The organism is Collinsella sp. AM17-1 (assembly GCF_003470665.1).
In the GTDB taxonomy this organism is placed as follows: domain Bacteria; phylum Actinomycetota; class Coriobacteriia; order Coriobacteriales; family Coriobacteriaceae; genus Collinsella.
This window is the reverse complement of the sequence record NZ_QRJZ01000013.1, coordinates 1-18055: the sequence shown is the minus strand read 5'-3', so window position 1 is coordinate 18055 and position 18055 is coordinate 1. Positions and strand designations below refer to the sequence as shown.

Annotated in this window: 13 protein-coding genes; 2 read left to right on the top strand and 11 right to left on the bottom strand. The window is 61.2% G+C overall.

Going from position 1 to position 18055, the window contains the following annotated elements; genetic code table 11:
* Positions 1–258: 258 nt before the first annotated feature.
* Entirely contained in the window at positions 259–1398 is a 1140-nt protein-coding gene (locus DW195_RS06985) for a DUF389 domain-containing protein (protein WP_118206284.1), read from the top strand.
* A gap of 67 nt (positions 1399–1465) precedes the next feature.
* On the opposite strand, the gene DW195_RS06980 is transcribed toward DW195_RS06985, so the two are convergent.
* The 10 genes from DW195_RS06980 to DW195_RS06935 form a co-directional block, all read right to left on the bottom strand.
* Positions 1466–1975: an aryl-sulfate sulfotransferase gene (locus DW195_RS06980; RefSeq protein WP_118206283.1), complete on the bottom strand. Its 510-nt coding sequence runs from the start codon at positions 1973–1975 to the stop codon at positions 1466–1468.
* A gap of 84 nt (positions 1976–2059) precedes the next feature.
* A complete protein-coding gene (locus DW195_RS06975; protein WP_118206282.1) occupies positions 2060–6847 on the bottom strand; it encodes a 2-hydroxyacyl-CoA dehydratase in 4788 nt (1595 codons plus the stop codon).
* A gap of 11 nt (positions 6848–6858) precedes the next feature.
* Positions 6859–7569, bottom strand: a complete 711-nt coding sequence (locus tag DW195_RS06970) for a TetR/AcrR family transcriptional regulator (protein ID WP_117821071.1) — start codon at positions 7567–7569, stop codon at positions 6859–6861.
* Positions 7570–7688: 119 nt separating this feature from the next.
* A complete protein-coding gene (locus DW195_RS06965; protein ID WP_118206305.1) occupies positions 7689–8546 on the bottom strand; it encodes an HAD family hydrolase in 858 nt (285 codons plus the stop codon).
* A gap of 116 nt (positions 8547–8662) precedes the next feature.
* Complete coding sequence (locus tag DW195_RS06960; protein WP_118206281.1) at positions 8663–9925, bottom strand: MFS transporter; 1263 nt, start codon at positions 9923–9925, stop codon at positions 8663–8665.
* Positions 9926–10025: 100 nt separating this feature from the next.
* Positions 10026–10688, bottom strand: a complete 663-nt coding sequence (locus DW195_RS06955; RefSeq protein WP_158567916.1) for a TetR/AcrR family transcriptional regulator — start codon at positions 10686–10688, stop codon at positions 10026–10028.
* 74 nt (positions 10689–10762) lie between these two features.
* Positions 10763–11101 (bottom strand): P-II family nitrogen regulator, encoded by a 339-nt coding sequence (locus DW195_RS06950; protein ID WP_117629936.1) that lies wholly within the window; start codon positions 11099–11101, stop codon positions 10763–10765.
* Between the two features lie 191 nt (positions 11102–11292).
* Positions 11293–12570, bottom strand: coding sequence for an ammonium transporter (locus DW195_RS06945; RefSeq protein WP_118206279.1), 1278 nt, complete (start codon positions 12568–12570; stop codon positions 11293–11295).
* Between the two features lie 198 nt (positions 12571–12768).
* Complete coding sequence (locus DW195_RS06940; RefSeq protein WP_233540835.1) at positions 12769–13788, bottom strand: putative ABC transporter permease; 1020 nt, start codon at positions 13786–13788, stop codon at positions 12769–12771.
* Between the two features lie 3 nt (positions 13789–13791).
* Positions 13792–14328, bottom strand: coding sequence for an HD domain-containing protein (locus DW195_RS06935; RefSeq protein ID WP_118206278.1), 537 nt, complete (start codon positions 14326–14328; stop codon positions 13792–13794).
* A gap of 228 nt (positions 14329–14556) precedes the next feature.
* Between DW195_RS06935 and DW195_RS06930 the strand changes: the two genes are divergently transcribed.
* Positions 14557–16338, top strand: a complete 1782-nt coding sequence (locus DW195_RS06930; protein WP_118206277.1) for a 1-deoxy-D-xylulose-5-phosphate synthase — start codon at positions 14557–14559, stop codon at positions 16336–16338.
* 340 nt (positions 16339–16678) lie between these two features.
* Here the strand turns inward: DW195_RS06930 and DW195_RS06925 are convergent, their stop codons facing one another.
* On the bottom strand, positions 16679–17881 hold the full coding sequence (locus tag DW195_RS06925) for an iron-containing alcohol dehydrogenase (protein WP_117821065.1): 1203 nt from the start codon (positions 17879–17881) through the stop codon (positions 16679–16681).
* Positions 17882–18055: the final 174 nt, after the last annotated feature.

The window sequence follows — 18055 nt, the reverse complement described above, 5'->3', positions numbered from 1 at the left end:
GCCGATTTTTGAATTCTGTTGCGCAACATTGGTCACCAGCGGATTTTTTGAAACTCGCACTCTCGTGCTTCACAATTTCGTCACATATGTAGGAGCTGGTGCATCATATTATTGCGGGATCAAATTGAACCTGTGATTTGCATTTGCTCCCGCGTCATCCGCCCTATCGGATTCCTCATCCAACAGACACCTCGTCCGCCACGGTGTAGAGTTAGGACAACGGGCGCGTTGCGCGGCCCGTGTCAGAACGAGGTGGACATGGAACTCGACAAGCAACAGATCGAACGACTGCGTGAGCGTCATCATCGGCGTCACGGCATCCGCCCTGCTCATAGCGAAGCCATGGAAAACGTCACCCGCTTCCTCAAGCGCGCGTTCAACATTCGCGAGGGACGCGCACCCTATCACGTGATCCGCAAGCGCTTTGTAAACGGGGCACGCCTGACCGGCTCTCACCTGTGCATCCTCATCATCGCCATGCTCATCGCGAGCATCGGCCTCGATATCGATTCGGACATCGCCATCGTGGGCGCCATGCTCATCTGCCCGCTTATGGGATCGGTCCTTGCCATGGCATATGGCATCGCCACGCTCGACCGCGAGATTACCGTCGAAGCCGTCGCCGGTCTTGCGCTGCAAATGGCCTTTTGCCTGGTCACATCCACGTTGTACTTTAAGCTCTCGCCCCTTGGCACCACCACAGCCGCCATTATCGACAACTCGACGCCCACCGTGTGGGACCTCGCTGTCGCGCTCGCCGGCGGCTTTGCGGGCGGCCTAGGCAACTCACGCGACCAGGAGCCCGCAACGCTCATCGCCGGCGTGGCCGTGGCGACCGCGCTCATGCCGCCCCTGTGTGCGGCGGGCTACGGCATCGCCATCGCAAGCGGGTCGCTATTTCTCTCGGCGCTTTACGAGTTTGGCATCAACGTGGTCTTTATCGCACTGGCCGCCGAAGCCGTGCTGCTTCTTTTGCGCGTGCCGCTCAAGCGCGACCTCAACGGCGACGGCGTTGTCACCGCCCAGGAAAACGCCGCGGTCGACGAGCTGTCACGCAAAGTGCGCCGTCGCATCATCGTGGGTACGGTGATCTTTGCCATCCCCTGCATCGTCATGACCGCGGGGTCCATTGGCTCGGCACAGGCCGGCGTGCAGGACGGCTACGGCGTCACCGAGACCACACGCGAGCTTGCCGCGGTGCTGCCGGGCTTTAGGGATTACACCGTCGCCGTCGAGACCTCGGCCGCCGAGGGCGACGAGGAGGGCATCGTCGAGCGCGAGATTGTCGCCCATGTGACGACAGGCGAGGCGCTTGGGGCACACAACCGCCGCGTTGCCCGCAAGCTCATCGACCTCAACGTGCCCGAACTCGATCGCGTGGAGTTTGATGTGGAGTGATGCGGGACGCGAGGTGGACCCGGCACGAGAGCGCGGCCGCGGGGCACAGGCACAGCCAAGCGCAGCGCTACAGCCCGTACTTGTACACGCGGTAGATGTACTTCTCGGCTTCCATTTCGTAGGTGGCGATGGGCAGTCCATAGCAATCGTACTCGGCAAAGGTCTTGGCCTGGCCCGATGCCACGAGCATGCTATTCGAATCGCCGACGCGCTGCGCACTGCTGACGTAGCCCGAAAACGGCACGGCGATCTGGTCTTCGAGCCCGTAGGCGCACGTGGCCTCGTCCACCGTAAAGATGCGCCCAAACGAATGCGTTCCCTTGCTGTAGTCGGTCACCACCGCGGCGCCCAGCTGGCCCCAGTCGAACTTGGGATAGCTCTCGGCCGCACCAAAGTTGTTGTCGTACAGCAGCACCTGATAGCGACCGGGCGCGGTCGTCTCGTCGTTTGGCAGATAGGTCACGCTGTGCTGGCCCGCGTTGAGCGAAAAATCACCCTGGGCTTGCAGCAGCTTGTCCTCAAAGCCCGAACCGGCCCAGAAAACGGGCGAGCCCACGGAAGGCTGCAGCAAGGTCATTTACGCAACATATGTCCAACAAAACGGGTGGTAGCCGGTACGGCTACCACCCGTTTGTCTCATATCTAGCCCATAGCAGGCAAGCTACTTCTTAATGCCGCGCCCCAGACGCTCGGCGACCGATGCAACAGCCTCCTCGCTGGCCGGTCCGCAGCTCACGCAGCCGTCATGGGCACGCATCTGGCCGGTGACCTCGTCCATCGCGAGCGGTGCCACCTTCTCGAGCTTAAAGCCCTTACCGGCGCGCATGTTTTCCTTGGCCACGCTGATCATGAGCTTAATACGGTTGAGCTGGTTGACCTCGGACGCACCAGGATCATAGTCCACCGCGACAATATTGCTCTCGGGGTGCTGACGGCGCAGCTCCTTGATCACGGCCTTGCCCACCACGTGGTTAGGCAGGCACGCGAAGGGCTGCGTGCAGATGATGTTAGGCGCACCATGGTCGATCAGGTCGAGCATCTCGGCCGTAAGTAACCAGCCCTCGCCCATGTTGTTACACACCGAAAGCACCGTACGGGCCTTGTCGGCCATGGTGCCGATGCGCTCGGGCGCCTCAAAGCGGCGGGACTTTTCGAGCATCTCCTCCACCGGCGTGCGCATCCAGTCCACGAGCTTGATGAGCGCCTGCATGCCCGCACGCGTCGTGGCAGAGCTGCCCAACTCGTCCTTCTGCAGCTCGGCGTTGCTCATGGAGTACAGGAAGAAGTCGAGCAGGCCCGGCACCACAGCCTCGCAGCCCTCGCGCTCGATAACGTCGACCACGTGGTTGTTGGCTGTAGGGTGGAACTTGACCAGGATCTCGCCGACCACGCCCACGCGCGGCTTGGTGCCCTCGCCCACGAGCGGCATGGTGTCGAACGCGCGGATGGCCTCGCGGCACAGCTTGGTGTAGTTGTGACGGTTGAACTTGGGCGCCAGCTTGCGGGCTCGTGCCATGTACTCCTCGTAGAGCGCGTTGGCGGCACCGGGCGTTGCCTCGTACGGGCGGCAACGATAGAGCATCTGCATCATCACGTCGCCAAAGAGCACCGCGTAGACTGCCTGTTTAAGCAGCGCCGGCGTGATCTTAAAGCCGGGGTTGTCCTCGCCGAGCGCCACGGCCGAAAGCGAGATTACCGGGATCTCGGGGTGGCCGCTCTCGCGCAGGGCCTTACGGATGAGCGCGATGTAGTTGGTGGCACGGCAGCCGCCGCCGGTCTGGCTGATGACCACGGCCGTCTTGGACAGGTCGTACCGACCGCTCTCGATGGCCTCCATAATCTGGCCCGTCACCAGAATCGACGGATAGCAGATGTCGTTATTCACGTAGCGCAGGCCGGCCTCGACGGCATCGTGATCGGTCGAGGGCAGCAGCTCCAAGTTGTAGCCGGCACCGCGGAACACCTCTTTGACCAGGTCAAAGTGAATCGGCGCCATCTGCGGGCACAGAATGGTGTAGCCCTCCTCGCGCATCTGCTCGGTAAAGGGCACCTTGGGCCACGCGGTCGAAGCACTCTCGCGCTGAGCCTCAAACGTGTACTTGCGACTCGCGAACGCGGGGGCATCCGTGGAGGGCGTCACCGGCGCGGCATCGCCCTGCTCGTAGGCCTCGCCCGCGGCCGTGGCCTCGGCCAAGCGCTCGGCCTCCTGGTCCTTGAGCGCCGCCATGAGCGAGCGGATGCGGATGCGCGCGGCGCCCAGGTTGGACACCTCATCGATCTTGAGCACGGTGTAGATCTTGCCGCTGGCCTCAAGGATTTCCTGCACCTGGTCGGTGGTCAGGGCGTCCAAGCCGCAGCCGAAGGAGTTGAGCTGAATCAGGTCCAAATCGTTGCGCATGGTCACAAAACGGGCGACGGCGTACAGGCGGCTGTGGTACATCCACTGGTCGACAACGCGAATCGGACGCTCGGGCTTTACCAGATGCGCGAGCGAATCCTCGGTAAAGACCGCAAAGCCAAAGCTCGAGATAAGCTCGGGCAGGGCATGGTTGATCTCGGGGTCGTTATGGTAGGGACGGCCGGCGAGCACGATGCCGTGACCGCCGTGGTCCTCGACCCACTTAAGGGCCTCCTCGCCCATGGTCTGGATGTCCTCGTGGAAACGTGCATCGGCCTCAAAGGCAGCGTTGACGGCGGCATCGACCTCGGAGCGCGTGATCTTGGGTCCACGCACGCGACCGCGACCGGCCTCGGCGTCGGCCACGCGGTCGACGGCGAGCACTTGGTACAGGCGGCGCTTGAGCTCGGTCTTGTCGTGATACGGCACAAACGGATACAGGAACTCGATGTTCTGCTCGCGGATCTCGTCAATATTGAGCGCCAGCGCCGTGGGGTAGCTCATGACGATGGGACAGTTATAGCAGTTGCCGGCGGTCGGATCCTCCTTGCGCTCCCAGCGCACGCACGGCATCCAGATAAAGTCGACGTCACGGTCGATGAGGTTCATCACATGGCCGTGGCTCATCTTGGCCGGATAGCACACGCTCTCGGACGGCATGGACTCGATGCCCGCCTGGTAGGTCTTCTTGCTCGACTGGTCGGACAGCTGCACGCTAAAGCCCAGGCGCGTAAAGAACGCATGCCAGAAGGGGTAGTTCTCGTACATGTTGAGTGCACGCGGGATGCCGACGGTGCCGCGCGGGGCCTCGTCGGGACTCAGCACCTCGCGGTTAAAGAGCAGCTCGTTTTTCTTTTTGAAGAGGTTGGGGGCCTCGGTCTTCTGCTTTTTGTGGCCGGCACCCTTCTCGCAGCGGTTACCGGTAATGAAGCGCCTGCCGCCGCCAAAGTCGTTGACGGTAAGCTGGCAGTTGTTGGAGCAGCGGCCGCAGCGGACATGCTTTTGCGTCACGGTAAGGTGCGCGATGTCTTCGGCCGAAAGGATGGCCGAGGTGCCGTCGGCGCCGGCACGATCGCGGGCGAGCAGGGCCGCACCGTAGGCGCCCATGCAGCCGGCGATGTCGGGGCGCACGGCATGAACGCCGGTGAGCTGCTCAAATGCACGCAGCGTGGCGTCGGACATAAAGGTGCCGCCCTGAACGATTACCTGGCTGCCGATCTCCTTGGGGTCGCGCAGCTTAATGACCTTGAACAGGGCATTCTTGATGACGGAATAAGACAGGCCGGCCGCGATGTCGCCCACCGTGGCGCCTTCCTTTTGCGCCTGCTTGACGCGCGAGTTCATAAAGACCGTGCAGCGGCTGCCCAGGTCGACGGGGGCCTTGGCATGGATGGCGGCATCGGCAAACGCGCGCACGTCCATGTTCATGGACACGGCGAAGCTCTCGATAAAGCTGCCGCAGCCCGACGAGCAGGCCTCGTTGAGCATGATGTGCTCGATGACGCCGTCTTTCACGCGCAGGCACTTCATGTCCTGGCCGCCGATGTCCAGAATGAACTCGACGCCGGGCAGGAATGCCTTGGCGCCGCGTAGGTGCGCAACGGTCTCGATCTCGCCGGAATCGGCCTTGAGCGCCTCGATGAGCAGCGCCTCGCCGTAGCCCGTGGTGGTCACGTGGCCGATGGTACAGCCCGCAGGGATGTGGTTGTAGAAATCGGCCATGATGACCTTGGCCGTGCCCAGGATGTCGCCGTTGTTGTTGCCGTACCAGGTGTGCAGCAGCTGGCCGTCCTCGCCCACGAGCGCGGCCTTCATGGTGGTGGAACCGGCGTCGATGCCGATGAACACGCGGCCGGTGTAGCCGTCGAGCTTGCCCTTGGGAACGACCTCGGTGTCGTGGCGACCCTTGAACTCGGCAAAGTCCTCGTCGGTGGCAAAGAGCGGATCCAGACGCTCGACCTCGGCACCCTGCGTGTCACCCAGGGCATCGATGGCCTCGATGAGCTGCGGGAACGTGCTGAGCTTGTTGGACTCGTGCGCCATGGCGGCGCCGCTCGCCACAAACAAGTGGGCGTTTTGGGGCACAATGCGGTGCTCCTCGTCCAGGTTGAGCGTGAGGTAGAAGCGGTGGCGAAGCTCGGAGAGATACTGCAGCGGGCCGCCCAGGAAGGCGACGTTGCCGCGGATGGGACGGCCGCACGCCAGGCCCGAGATGGTCTGGGTCACGACGGCCTGGAAGATGGAAGCGGCCACGTCCTCGGGGCGGGCACCCTCGTTGAGTAGCGGCTGCACATCGGTCTTGGCAAAGACGCCGCAGCGGCTTGCGATGGGATAGATGGTGGTGGCGTTGGCCGCGAGCTCGTTGAGGCCGCTCGCGTCGGTGTGCAGCAGGGTTGCCATCTGGTCGATGAACGCGCCCGTACCGCCGGCGCAGGTACCGTTCATGCGCTGCTCGATGCCGTTGTCAAAGTAGATGATCTTGGCGTCCTCGCCGCCCAGCTCGATGGCGACATCGGTGGCCGGGATGAGGGTCTCGACGGCACGCTTGCTGGCGATGACCTCCTGGACAAACTCCAGGTCGAGCCACTGGGACAGCAGCAGGCCGCCCGAGCCGGTGATGGCGCAGGTCATCTGGGCCGTCGGCAGCACGGTCGCAGCGCCCTCGAACAGGTCGCGGGCGCAGGCACGGACGTCGGTATGGTGGCGCTGGTACTTGGCGTAGACGATCTGGTTGTCATCGTTGAGCACGGCGAGCTTAACGGTGGTGGAGCCCACGTCGATGCCCAGGTGCAGGTTGCCGCGGGCGGCCTCGGGGTTGAAGATCGCGCCTTCGGGGGCGTGGGCGGCGGTGGCGGCTACGGGCTCGGCGGCGATGGCGGGCTCGCTAGCGATGGACGTCTCCCCTGCCGTGTTCTTGGCATCGGCAACTGCCTCGGCGACCTTCTCGGCAGCGGCAGTCGTGGCCTTCTGCGCGGCGTCCACCACGGCGGGCGCGGCCTCGCGTGCGGCAGCGACCATGCGGTCCTTAATGCCCTCGACGAGTTTGCTCATTGTCTCTCCTCTTAGTTGTTGGACTCGACGGTTGCGGCGGTGTCGACCGCGTCCTCGAGCTGCAGATTCAATAGCTTCATGCCGTATTCCGGCACGTTGATATCGATGGGTTGGCCATACAGGTCGCCGGGGCGCACAAAGGCGATAACCGTCATGATGCGCGCTATGGTCTCGGGCGATTCGGTGAGCCCACGCTCAAACCAGCGCTGAATCAGGCCGACCTCGGCACTCACGACGTAGGTGACGTAGTAGTCAAAGAACGTGCCTAGCGCCAGGCCCAAAATGCCCGTCTGCGCACGCGGCGCCACGGCCTCACGTGCGGTGTCGATAATCCTTTTAATGAAGGCCTGGTCGCCGCCCGGACCCAGCAGCGCACCGATTAAGTCGCGGTTGGCCGCAAGATAACGCAGCAGCTCAACCGAACCGGGCGCCGGCTCGAGCTCGTCAATGTTACGGTAAAGATCGGGCAGCCGAGCTGCGGTGATGAGCTCAATGCGCTCACGGATCTCGGCCAGCAAGCCGTCCTCGATTTGATTGATAAAGTCGGGGATATCGCGGTAGTGCGAATAGAACGTGCGGCGCGTAAGGCCGGCACGCTCGGTGAGCGACGCGACGTTAATGCGCGAAAGGTCGCCGCTTTCGGCAAGCTCGCTGGCAAGTGCCTGGCGAAGGGCACGCTGCGAGCGAAGGGACCGGCGATCACATTTCTCGAGCTGGGACAAGCGTCCTCCTTGTTACTCAGCCTGTGCGCTATTGCACAGTGCGAGTATTATTGCACACCGTGTGCATCAACACGTAAAGGCAATATTTAGATTGTGGCAAAGGGCAGTCCCTTTGTCCCTTATTCGATGATGGTGCGGGAGTTTTGCTTGCGCATGGTAGCGAGCATGTGTTTGGGGACGGCGTGGACCATGCAACTGCCGATAGTCGCGCTCGCGGCAGCCTTGGCTGCATCGCTTGCGTTTTTGGTCGCGTAGCTGTGGCGGAAACGCTTGAGCATGGCGATGTCGTTGCCGCCGTCGCCGTAGACCGCGACCTCGTCCTCGGCAATGCCGTAGTAGCCCGCCAGCCAGGCCACGCTCTCGCCCTTGTTGCATGCCACGTCCGTGATTTCGAACATCACCGGATCGAACGGCGCGTTGACCACGCGGTCCGAGCGCTCGGCCAGATACGCCTTAAGGTCGTGCTCCAGCTCGGGCGAGGTCACGCGACAGTTGATCTTGCACACATCGTGGCGCAGGATGTCACCGATCGACTGGTCGAAGTACTGTTCCTCGTGGTACCCGCCACGCGCACGCATGCCGCGCATCACAATACGCTTGATGGGGCTGTCCTTTTTAAAACCCGCCTGGTGCATCTCGAACGATCCGCTCGAAAACATGCCATCGGGCGTGGAGCAATCAAAGCAAATGTCCGGGAACGCCTTGAGCAGCTCCTCGGTAACCTGCGGGTCGATGGTCCAGGTCTTGAGCACCTCGCCATGACTGTCGCGCACAATGGAACCGTTAGAGCAGCAGGCATCGAGCGCCAGCCCCGTAAAGCCATGCTCGCCGATCGGCAGCGTCGAGCGTCCGGTCGCGGGAACCACATGCAGACCAGCCTCAGTCAGCTCGCGAATGGCACGGCGGATGGTCCCATCTGCCTCGTGCAGGGCGTTCAGCAGCGTTCCGTCTAAGTCACTCGCAAACATCTTGATCATGGGCATGCCTCTCTTTCGTCTGCACGATATTGTAGACGAAGGAGAGGCATGCCCATGCAAGGGTGTTCCAACGCGCCAGGACATTCGCTTCCGCAAAGCAACGGTGCCCCAGCGCGTCAAGACAATCGCCGCAAGCGACTTTTCAGCCGATAAAACAGCGCCGTCGTCAGCGCCAGCACCGCCAACATGCCTGCGAATACAATCGCCGGTGTCCATCGATCATATGCAGCCCCGTACGTCAATTGGCCGATAGGTATTGCGCAGGAAAGGACTGTGTAAACGACCGAAAGCACTTTTCCGCAGAGCTCAGTCGGCGCTGCCCGCTGAACAAACGCGATGATTTCAACCGACGCAATGCTTGCCCACACCATGACCCATGCCGAACCAACCGCAAACACGGTGAACATGCATGCATCTGCGCCGAACAGTAGCGTGACAATGATCGGTGCGACTCCAAAACAGATCATCGCAACATATCGACATATGCCATTGAAAGAAAAACGATGCGGCCAAATGCCGACCAAGCCACTGCCGGCAAGACCACCCAAGCCCATAGCCACCTCAACTATCCCAACGCAGGACGATTGCATGCCGAGATGCTTTGTAACAATAATGGGAGCGCCAATCGTTAGCCCAACCAACGCAAGGTTCAAAACGGCCGCAAGCAAAATCACGGCGACCAATGATGCATTTTGCAACAGATACCGAATCGACTCCCGAAAATCGTTTCGGCATGTCGTACGAGTCGCGCCGTCTCCCCTCGTTTCAGATGAGGCATTTTGCTTGAGTGCGACCCCAAACAAGAGAGCTGAAATCGCAAACGCCACCGACGCGGTTGTGCAAAGAGTATCGATGCCAAAGCACCCATAGACTGCCGTCCCGACCACAGGACCAAAGATATTGCTCACCATGGTCACCTGCGAAACCAATGCAGTGGCCCGCTCAACCTTCTCTTCACCCGCCATGCGCACCGTCTCAATTTGGAGCATTGGCTTCAGCAGCGATTGAACACCATATTGAACACAAAGTATCGCTACTACGACGACCGCAAGAGGCAACGAGCGCTTCATGGGGATAGACAACAGCGATGCAGTCACCAGAGCAATGCCGAGGGCCACGAGGACCTCGCGATGTCTTCCCCTATCCGCCAAGATTCCGCCAGCCGGAGTTGCGAGTACGCCGGATATGAACGCCGTCGCCACGACGGCGCCATATAACATTGATGATCCGCTGCAATCGAACAAGTAAAGCGGATACGCAAAGCACAGCGCCGACAGCATCGAATACATGCACAGCTGCGCAACAAGAAGGCCAAAAAGCCTGATAGATCGCACTGTTTTTTGCGTCAACGAGACGCTACTCCCCCGCATTCCAGCCATAAGCCTACCCCCTATACATACCGCTAGTATGTATTTAATGACTTGAAAAGGGCAGCCGGAGCTGCCCTCACAAATCAATTACATACCGTTGGTATCTATATTACCACCCGGCACGGTCCCATACGTCCCAAATCTGCACCGTTGTCTGAGGCACTTCCTCACCCAAATCGAGTCCCACCGCGGCGGCCATCTGCGCCAAACATTGAGCGCGAGCGAGCATTCGATCCTTGGGCTCGAGCGGACGAAACAGTGGCAGCAGCCAGAGATTCGCCAGCAACGATACGGCCTCTGCCGCTTCGCGCGGGCATTCGCACGCAATGGATCCGTCGGCGATGCCCTCCTCGATCACCGGCAAGAGATAGCCATCGGCCGACTCGTCAAATGAGCCCTGATACTGCATCGCCAGTAGACGCGAGCTTTTTACCGGATCTGCTGCAGGACGCATACGTGCCCATAGCTCAATTTGCGGAACAACGGACTCGGGAGCGTAAAGCCTTTTTAGCTTTTGGGCGCCGGTCATATTACCGACGCCAAGCATCGAGCGACGGTGCTCAACAATCGGAGTCATCGCCCGATCAAACGCGGCGTTGAAAATCTCTTCTTTGCTCTTGAAGTGATGATAGACAGCGCCCTTGGTCATGCCATCGAGACGGTCAACGATATCTTGAACGCTCGTCCCCTCATAACCCTGTGCACAGAATAGCTCCAGTGCCGCGTCGAGAATCTTCGCGACCGTCTCCTCGGGATATTTATTGCGACCCATAATCCGTCCATCCGCAACGCAAGCCTTGTGCCTCATTGCAGCATTTTAACGTTGCGGATGGCAGACGGTCGATTCTACACCGCAGCGGGGCCATGTTCGCCGGTGCGAATGCGGATGACTTCTTCGACCGGCTCGACCCAAATCTTGCCGTCGCCGACGGCACCGGTGCGAGCGGCGTTGCAGATGATGTCAACGATACCGTCGACATGCTCGTCGGCGCAGATGAGGGTGAACTGCACCTTGGGGATCGTGTTGACGAGCAGCTCGTTGCCGCGCACGTATTCCTTCCAGCCATGCTGCGCGCCGCAGCCCTGCACCTGGTTGATGGTCATGCCGCGAACATCAGCAGCAAACAGCGCATCTTTAAGAACCTCAAGCTTTTCGGCACGAACAATCGCCGTGATCTTTTTCATAATGAATTCCTCTCTTTATCAAATAAATGAATTGCCATTCAATGACGCGGGTTTCCCAGGTGCCGCAGATTGGGTTGAAAGAGGAGCGCCGCGTACTTTTGTACGCAAGCGACGGTTTGAAACCCAAGGTGCGGTGCCTGGGGAAGCCGCGCGACGGTTTGAAGGGCAAGGTGCGGTGCTTGGGGAAGCTGCTAATCGAGTCCGGAGAACGAAGGGTAGGCGCTCTCACCGTGCTGACTCGCGTCCAAGCCCAGTGCCTCGTCGGCCTCGTCCACGCGCAGGCTACCGTGGAACAGCGCCTTGACCACCGCGGCGATCACCAAGTCGAGCACCAGCACGATAACGACCGTCACCACAATACCCAAGATCTGCGAGATGAGCAGCGACACGTCGCCCGTGTAGAACAGGCCACCCTTACCGGTCCACGAAAGCTCCGGCACGCAGAACAGGCCCGTGAGCACGCCGCCCAAGATGCCGCCGATGCCGTGGCAGCCAAACGCGTCGAGCGCATCGTCGTAGCCAAACTTGGTCTTAAGATGGCTGATGGCCAGGTAGCAGACGGGCGAGACGATCAGGCCCATGACCAGCGCCGCCCACGGCTCGACAAAGCCCGCGCCCGGCGTGACCACCACAAGGCCCGCGACCAGACCGGTGCTGGCACCCACCAGCGTGGGGCGACCGGTGTGCACGCGCTCGACGGCAAGCCACGAGACCATGCCCGCCGCGCTGGCGGTCACGGTGTTGAGGATGGCGAGCGCCGCCACGGCGTCGGCCTTAAACTCGCTGCCGCCGTTAAAGCCAAACCAGCCAAACCAAAGCAGGCCGGCGCCCAGCGCCACAAACGGCACGTTATGCGGACGGTAGCTCACCATGCCAAAGCCGCGACGACGGCCGAGCATTAAGCAGAGAATCAGGCCCGTGAGACCGGACGAAATGTGTACCACGTCGCCGCCGGCAAAGTCGAGCGCGCCGATGATGTCGCCGATAAAGGAACCATCGCCGCCCCAAACCATGTGGGCGAGCGGCGCATAGACCACGAGCAGCCAAATGCCCAGGAAGGCCGTCATGGCACCAAACTTAACGCGGCCTGCCAGACTGCCCGTAACGATAGCGGCGGTGATCATGGCAAACGCCATCTGGAAGGCGATGTTGATGATCTGAGGGTAGACGGCACCATCCGCAGCATTGCCCTCGGCCGCCTGCAGCACCTGGTTGAGCACCGGCAGGCACAGCAGCTGGTCAAAGCCGCCAATAAACGGGCTAGAACCGTCGCCACCGTAGGCCAGCGACCAGCCGGCAACAATCCACAGCACACCAACCAGGCCAATGGCGCCAAAGCACATAAGCATGGTGTTGATGACATTTTTGCGCCTGGACAGGCCGCCATAGAAAAACGTCAGACCCGGTGTCATTAAAAACACGAGCATGGTGCAGATGAGCATAAACGTTGTCGATCCCGTATCGTACATTCGCTCCCCCTTGGTCGCATGAACGTTGTCGGCGCCCATAATGCGGCCGAGGGGCAACTGGTGTAGACCAGATACGGCGCTGTTAAACGCTGCGTTGTCGAATGGAAACGGTGCCGCAATCTTGGAAACGGCACGGCAACGGGCGCGAAACGAACGGGAAATACGCGAGCAAGGGGGCCGTGAGCGTGCCCGCCCCGGCTAGCGCCGAAACAGCTCGTGGGCGCGGTCGCGGAGATTAGTTGCTCGGATGACACCTTCGTAGCGATTGATGCGCAGACGCGGGAAGGCATTGAAGAAGCGCAGGTCGCGACGACTGAGTGACACGCTCGGCACCGGACGGTTCGCGCGCCTGCCGGCACGGAGACGGGCGAGCGATGGATGGGGCACGCTCGGCGCGGCATCGGCCACGCGGCGGGCGGCAAGCGCCAGGCCATGAGCGCCGTCCGAGATAAACGTCGGCATCGAAGCCTTCTCACGCAGGGCATCGAGCGCTGCGTCGCCCAGCTCGGCCAGCCACGCGTTAACGGCACGGCTGCGGATATGCGTCTGCGCCACCGAGTCGATCGCCGAATCGGGAATACGTTCGAGCATGGAATCAGACGCATCGGCAAGCGACTCATTGATGCGGTCGGCAAGGTCGGCACGCACACGCTCCAGCTGATCGGACAGGCGGCGCCAACTGGCCAACGAGCACGCTGCGTCAACCATCATCGCGACCGCGACGATAAAGGCGGACAGCCGCACAATCAGCACCGGCAAATGGCCGAGCAAGCCCAACACCGCCGGTTCCACTACGCGGCAAATGCACAACGCGCCCAAGCCAAACGCGCAGGCCCAGTACAGGCAGATGCGTCCGTGCAGGTTAAACGGCAGGTGCGAATAGTCCCAAAAGCGAGCGCCTGTTGTCTTTTCCAATAGGAGGCCCACACTGTACTCGATTACGCTGCACACAAGCGCCGCGGCGACAAACTGGCTCGAGGCATCCGAAATTCCGCGTAGCAAAAGCCAGCAGGCTATGCCGCCCACACCATAGATAGGACAACAAGGCCCCAGCAAAAATCCGCTGTTAGCGAAGCGTCCTTGGTTGAGCATGGCGCATACTGTCGACTCCCATGCCCAGCCGCAAAGCCCGTAAAAAGCAAACGAGAGCACCAGTGCCGAGAGCGGGCAAGCGGCAAGCGTCGCGCCGCCAAACGCCATATCAATCGCGTTTTCCACCGTCTACCCTCTCCTCTTTTCGCTCGATTCGCCACTCACGCCATCGTCCACCTCGTCCTTGCGCGGCAGGCGGCTGGCAACTGTCTCGCGCAGCGCGCACCATTTATCTGCCAGACACACAATCCATGCCTCACGACACGTCGGCGGCACCGGCACCAGCGGAAACATATGCCGCACGATAATATTCCGCTCGCGCGACGTCAGCTCAAAATCTTCCTCCGCACGCGCCAGGGCAAAAAATGGATGCCGAAATCCGTGCAGTCGATGGCTCGGGTCGGGGTCATGCCAATCGTAGAGAAAGTAATCGTGTAACAAGGCTCCACGCAGCAGCGAGGCACGGTCGACCGAAATGCCAGCACGGCCCAAGCGCTCGGCAAAGGACAGGCTCGCCCGCGCAACCGAGGTCACATGTGCATAGACCGTCACGTCGCCATGCTGGATAAACTCGTGCGTTAGGCCCAAGCGGCCCGCCTGGGCAAGCTGACGGGCGGCATCGTCGACCTCGCGCGCGATTTTCTCGGCACGAACGGTATCGGACATGCTGCCTCCTTCCAGCGGCTCACGGCGGCAAGCCACGGACTGCACGCATTGAATAAAATCATCATCGAATCTACCAGTATGGCATCGGACAAAACGTTTTGCCCCTCCAGTTGGCGAATTACCGCGCCGCCGTCACATATCAAACGCCAAAATGTGCGAGACTGTCTTGTGCAATTGTGCCGGCCGAGGGAGCGCCGGCGCACGATTCGCATGGAGTAACCCACAACGATGCTGCTTACGCAAACGACAACGCCCGAGGACGTCAAGGCTCTCGACCGCGCCGAGCTTCCGCTGCTCTGCGGCGAGATCCGCCAGGCAATCCTCGAAAGCTCCGCCGCTGTCGGCGGACACGTTGCCCCCAACCTGGGTGTCGTTGAGCTCACGGTCGCGCTCCATCGCGTGTTTAACTCCCCCACCGACAAAATTGTCTTTGACGTGTCGCACCAGACCTACGCCCACAAGGCGCTGACCGGGCGCGCGTACACCTATATCGACCCGGAGCGTTATGGTGAGGCTTCCGGCTTTGCCAATCCCGACGAGTCCGAGCATGACCTGTTTGCCATGGGCCACACCTCGACCTCGGTGAGCTTGGGTTGCGGCCTTGCCCACGCCCGCGATCTGGCGGGCGACAGTTACAACGTCATTACCATCATTGGCGACGGTTCGCTTTCGGGCGGTCTGGCGTTTGAGGGCTTTAACAATGCCGCCGAGCTCGACAGCAACTTGATCATCGTCGTCAACGATAACGATCAGTCCATCGCCGAAAACCACGGTGGCCTCTATCGCAATCTGGCCGAGTTGCGCGCCAGCAACGGCACCTGTGAGCGCAACATTTTCCGCGCGCTGGGGCTCGACTATCGCTACCTGGACGCCGGTAACGATGTCCAAGCGCTGGTCGATACGCTGCAGGAGCTGCGCGATATCGATCACCCCATCGTGCTGCACGTCTCCACCGCCAAGGGCAAGGGCTTTGAGCCGGCCCAGAGCGACCCCGAACACTGGCATCATGTAGGACCCTTCGATATGGCAACCGGCCGCAAACTTTGCCCGGGCCACCCAAGCGAGCCCGCACCGCGCACCTATGCCGATATTACGGGCGAGGCACTCAACGCCGCTATCGCGAACGACCCGCAGGTTGTCGCCATCACGGCTGCCACGCCCTATATCATGGGCTTTACGCCCGAGCTTCGCGCCGCGGCAGGCAAGCAGTTTGTCGACGTGGGCATTGCCGAAGAGCACGCCGTCACCTTTGCCACCGCGCTCGCCAGCGCCGGCGCCAAGCCAGTCTTTGGCGCGTACGGCACGTTTTTGCAGCGCGCCTACGACGAACTGTGGCACGACCTGTGCCTCAACGACGCCCCCGCAACCATCCTGGTGTTCGGCGCTTCGGTCTTTGGCACCACGTCCGAGACGCACCTCTCGTTCTTTGATATTTCCATGCTGGGCGGACTTCCCAACATGCGCTACCTGGCACCGGTCTGCATGGAGGAATATCTGTCCATGCTAAGCTGGTCGCTCGACCATCGCGAGCATCCCGTGGCGATTCGTGTGCCTGGTATTGGCCTGGCAAGCCGTCCCGATCTGGCGCCGGCCGAGGGCACCGATTACAGCGTCGCGCGCTACAACGTCGTGCGTCAGGGCCGCGATGTGGCCGTGCTTGCGCTTGGCGATTTCTTTGAGCTGGGCGAGCGCGTGGCAATCCGCTTGGCTGCCGAGTACGGTATCGAGGCCACGCTTGTCAACCCGCGCTTTGCAACCGAGCTCGACCGCGAGTTCCTCGACAGCCTTGCCGCCGAGCATCGCGTTGTCGTCACCCTCGAGGACGGCATCTTGGACGGCGGCTGGGGCGAGCGCGTGGCGTGCTATCTGGCATGCACGCCGTTACGTACGCGCACCTTCGGCATCGCCAAGGGCTTCCCCGACCGCTACGACCCCAACGAGCTGCTCGCCCAGAACGGCATGACGGTCGAGAACATGGCCGCCGAAGCCGTAAGGCTACTGAACGAGTAAAAAACCTCCGCAAGGGAAGCACCCCTGCGGAGGTTTTTGTTTTTCGAGCTCAACTTTCTCGATCTGTAACACCTAGCGGACAAATCCGCGTCTAACTGTTACAGATCTAGATAAGACGTCTTAGTCCCAGACCTTTGTCTCAATCTGTAACAGATAGGGACCTTTTGGCCGTCCAGATGTTACAGATTGAGACATTCGAATTCCCCTGAAGAGAAAATCTCGATCTGTAACAGTTACTCGGCAAAAATGGCTGCAGATGTTACAGATTGAGACAAAACAGCAAGGCATGCCACTGCATCGGCCAGAACCACCACAAAGGTGCCTGTCCCCTTTGTGGTGGTTAGCGGTAGCTTTGCTTGAGGATTTCGACGACGTCGGGGTCGGTCAGCGTCACGGGGTCGTGACTGAACAGGACGCCGTTGGTCGTCAGGGCATTGTGTGCGATGGCAGGCAGCTCTTCGACCGTAATCCCCCACTCGCTCATGGCGAGGTCGGCCACGTGGCAGGCCTCCATCAGGCGCGTTAGCTCAGTCACAAAATCGTGCGGATCGCTGGCGGTAGCATTGCCCATCAGGCGCGCCATGTCGATATAGCGCTCGGGTGCGGCACCGTGATCGATCATCCACGTGTGATAAGCACGGGCGATCATAATGAGGCCCGCGCCGTGCGGCAGGTCATGATGATGCGCACTCATGCCGTGCTCAAGGCCATGCGAGCCCGTGGTGCCCGAGGCATCCATGGCATAGCCGCCGAGCGTGTTGGCAAACGCAAGGCTCGAGCGCGCCTCCAGGTCATCGCCATTATTGACGCACGTAGGCAGCGCCGCGGCGGCTCGGCGGATTCCTTCGCGGCAAACCATGTCACCCATGGGCGTGTTGGTATTTGAGATGTAGCACTCAACGCAATGGAACAGAGCGTCGAATCCCTGATAGGCGGTCAGACGCGCCGGGACGCTCACCATGAGCTCGGGATCAACGATCGAAAGCACCGGGAACAGGCGCGGATCGCCCAGGCGAAGCTTCTCGTCATTGTCCTCGCAGGACAGGACACCGCCCGCATCGACCTCGGAGCCGGTACCCGCCGTGGTGGTTACGCAAACAAGCGGCAGCGGATCGTTGGGGATCGGCAGGCCGAGCGCAGTACCGCCATTTACAAAATCCCAGATGTCACCAGGGCATTCGTTACCCTCGGCATCGGTATGCGGGTTGGCCGCTACCGCGCAGATGCCCTTGCTGCCGTCCATGACCGAGCCGCCGCCGAGCGCCAGGACAAAGTCGCAGCCATGGGCACGCGCCATCCAGCCACCTGCGTTGACGGTCTCGCGCAGGGGATTGGGCTCAATGCGATCGAACAGCTCATGCGCCACGCCGGCGCGTTCGAGCTCGGCCTCCACGCGTCTCAGGTATCCAAAGCGCTTGACCGAGTTGCCGCCGGTTGTAACGATGAGCGCTTTGGTGCCGGGCAGCTTCTGCGCGCCCAGCTCGCCCAACTTGTCCGCGCCAAACAGCACCTTGGTCGGCGCGAAAAACGAATAACCGTTCATACGCGATCTCCTTACTTATATATGCGTCACGTTGCCGCCATTATAGCGACCGCCGCGAGCGACCACGCCGTCTGCAAAGCGCTATCTCAGCTGTAATAATCGGCGTTTGTCCAGATAAAACCGGGACTGCGGACGATTTCTTGGACCGCTACGCGGCCCTTCCCAGCGCGGCGC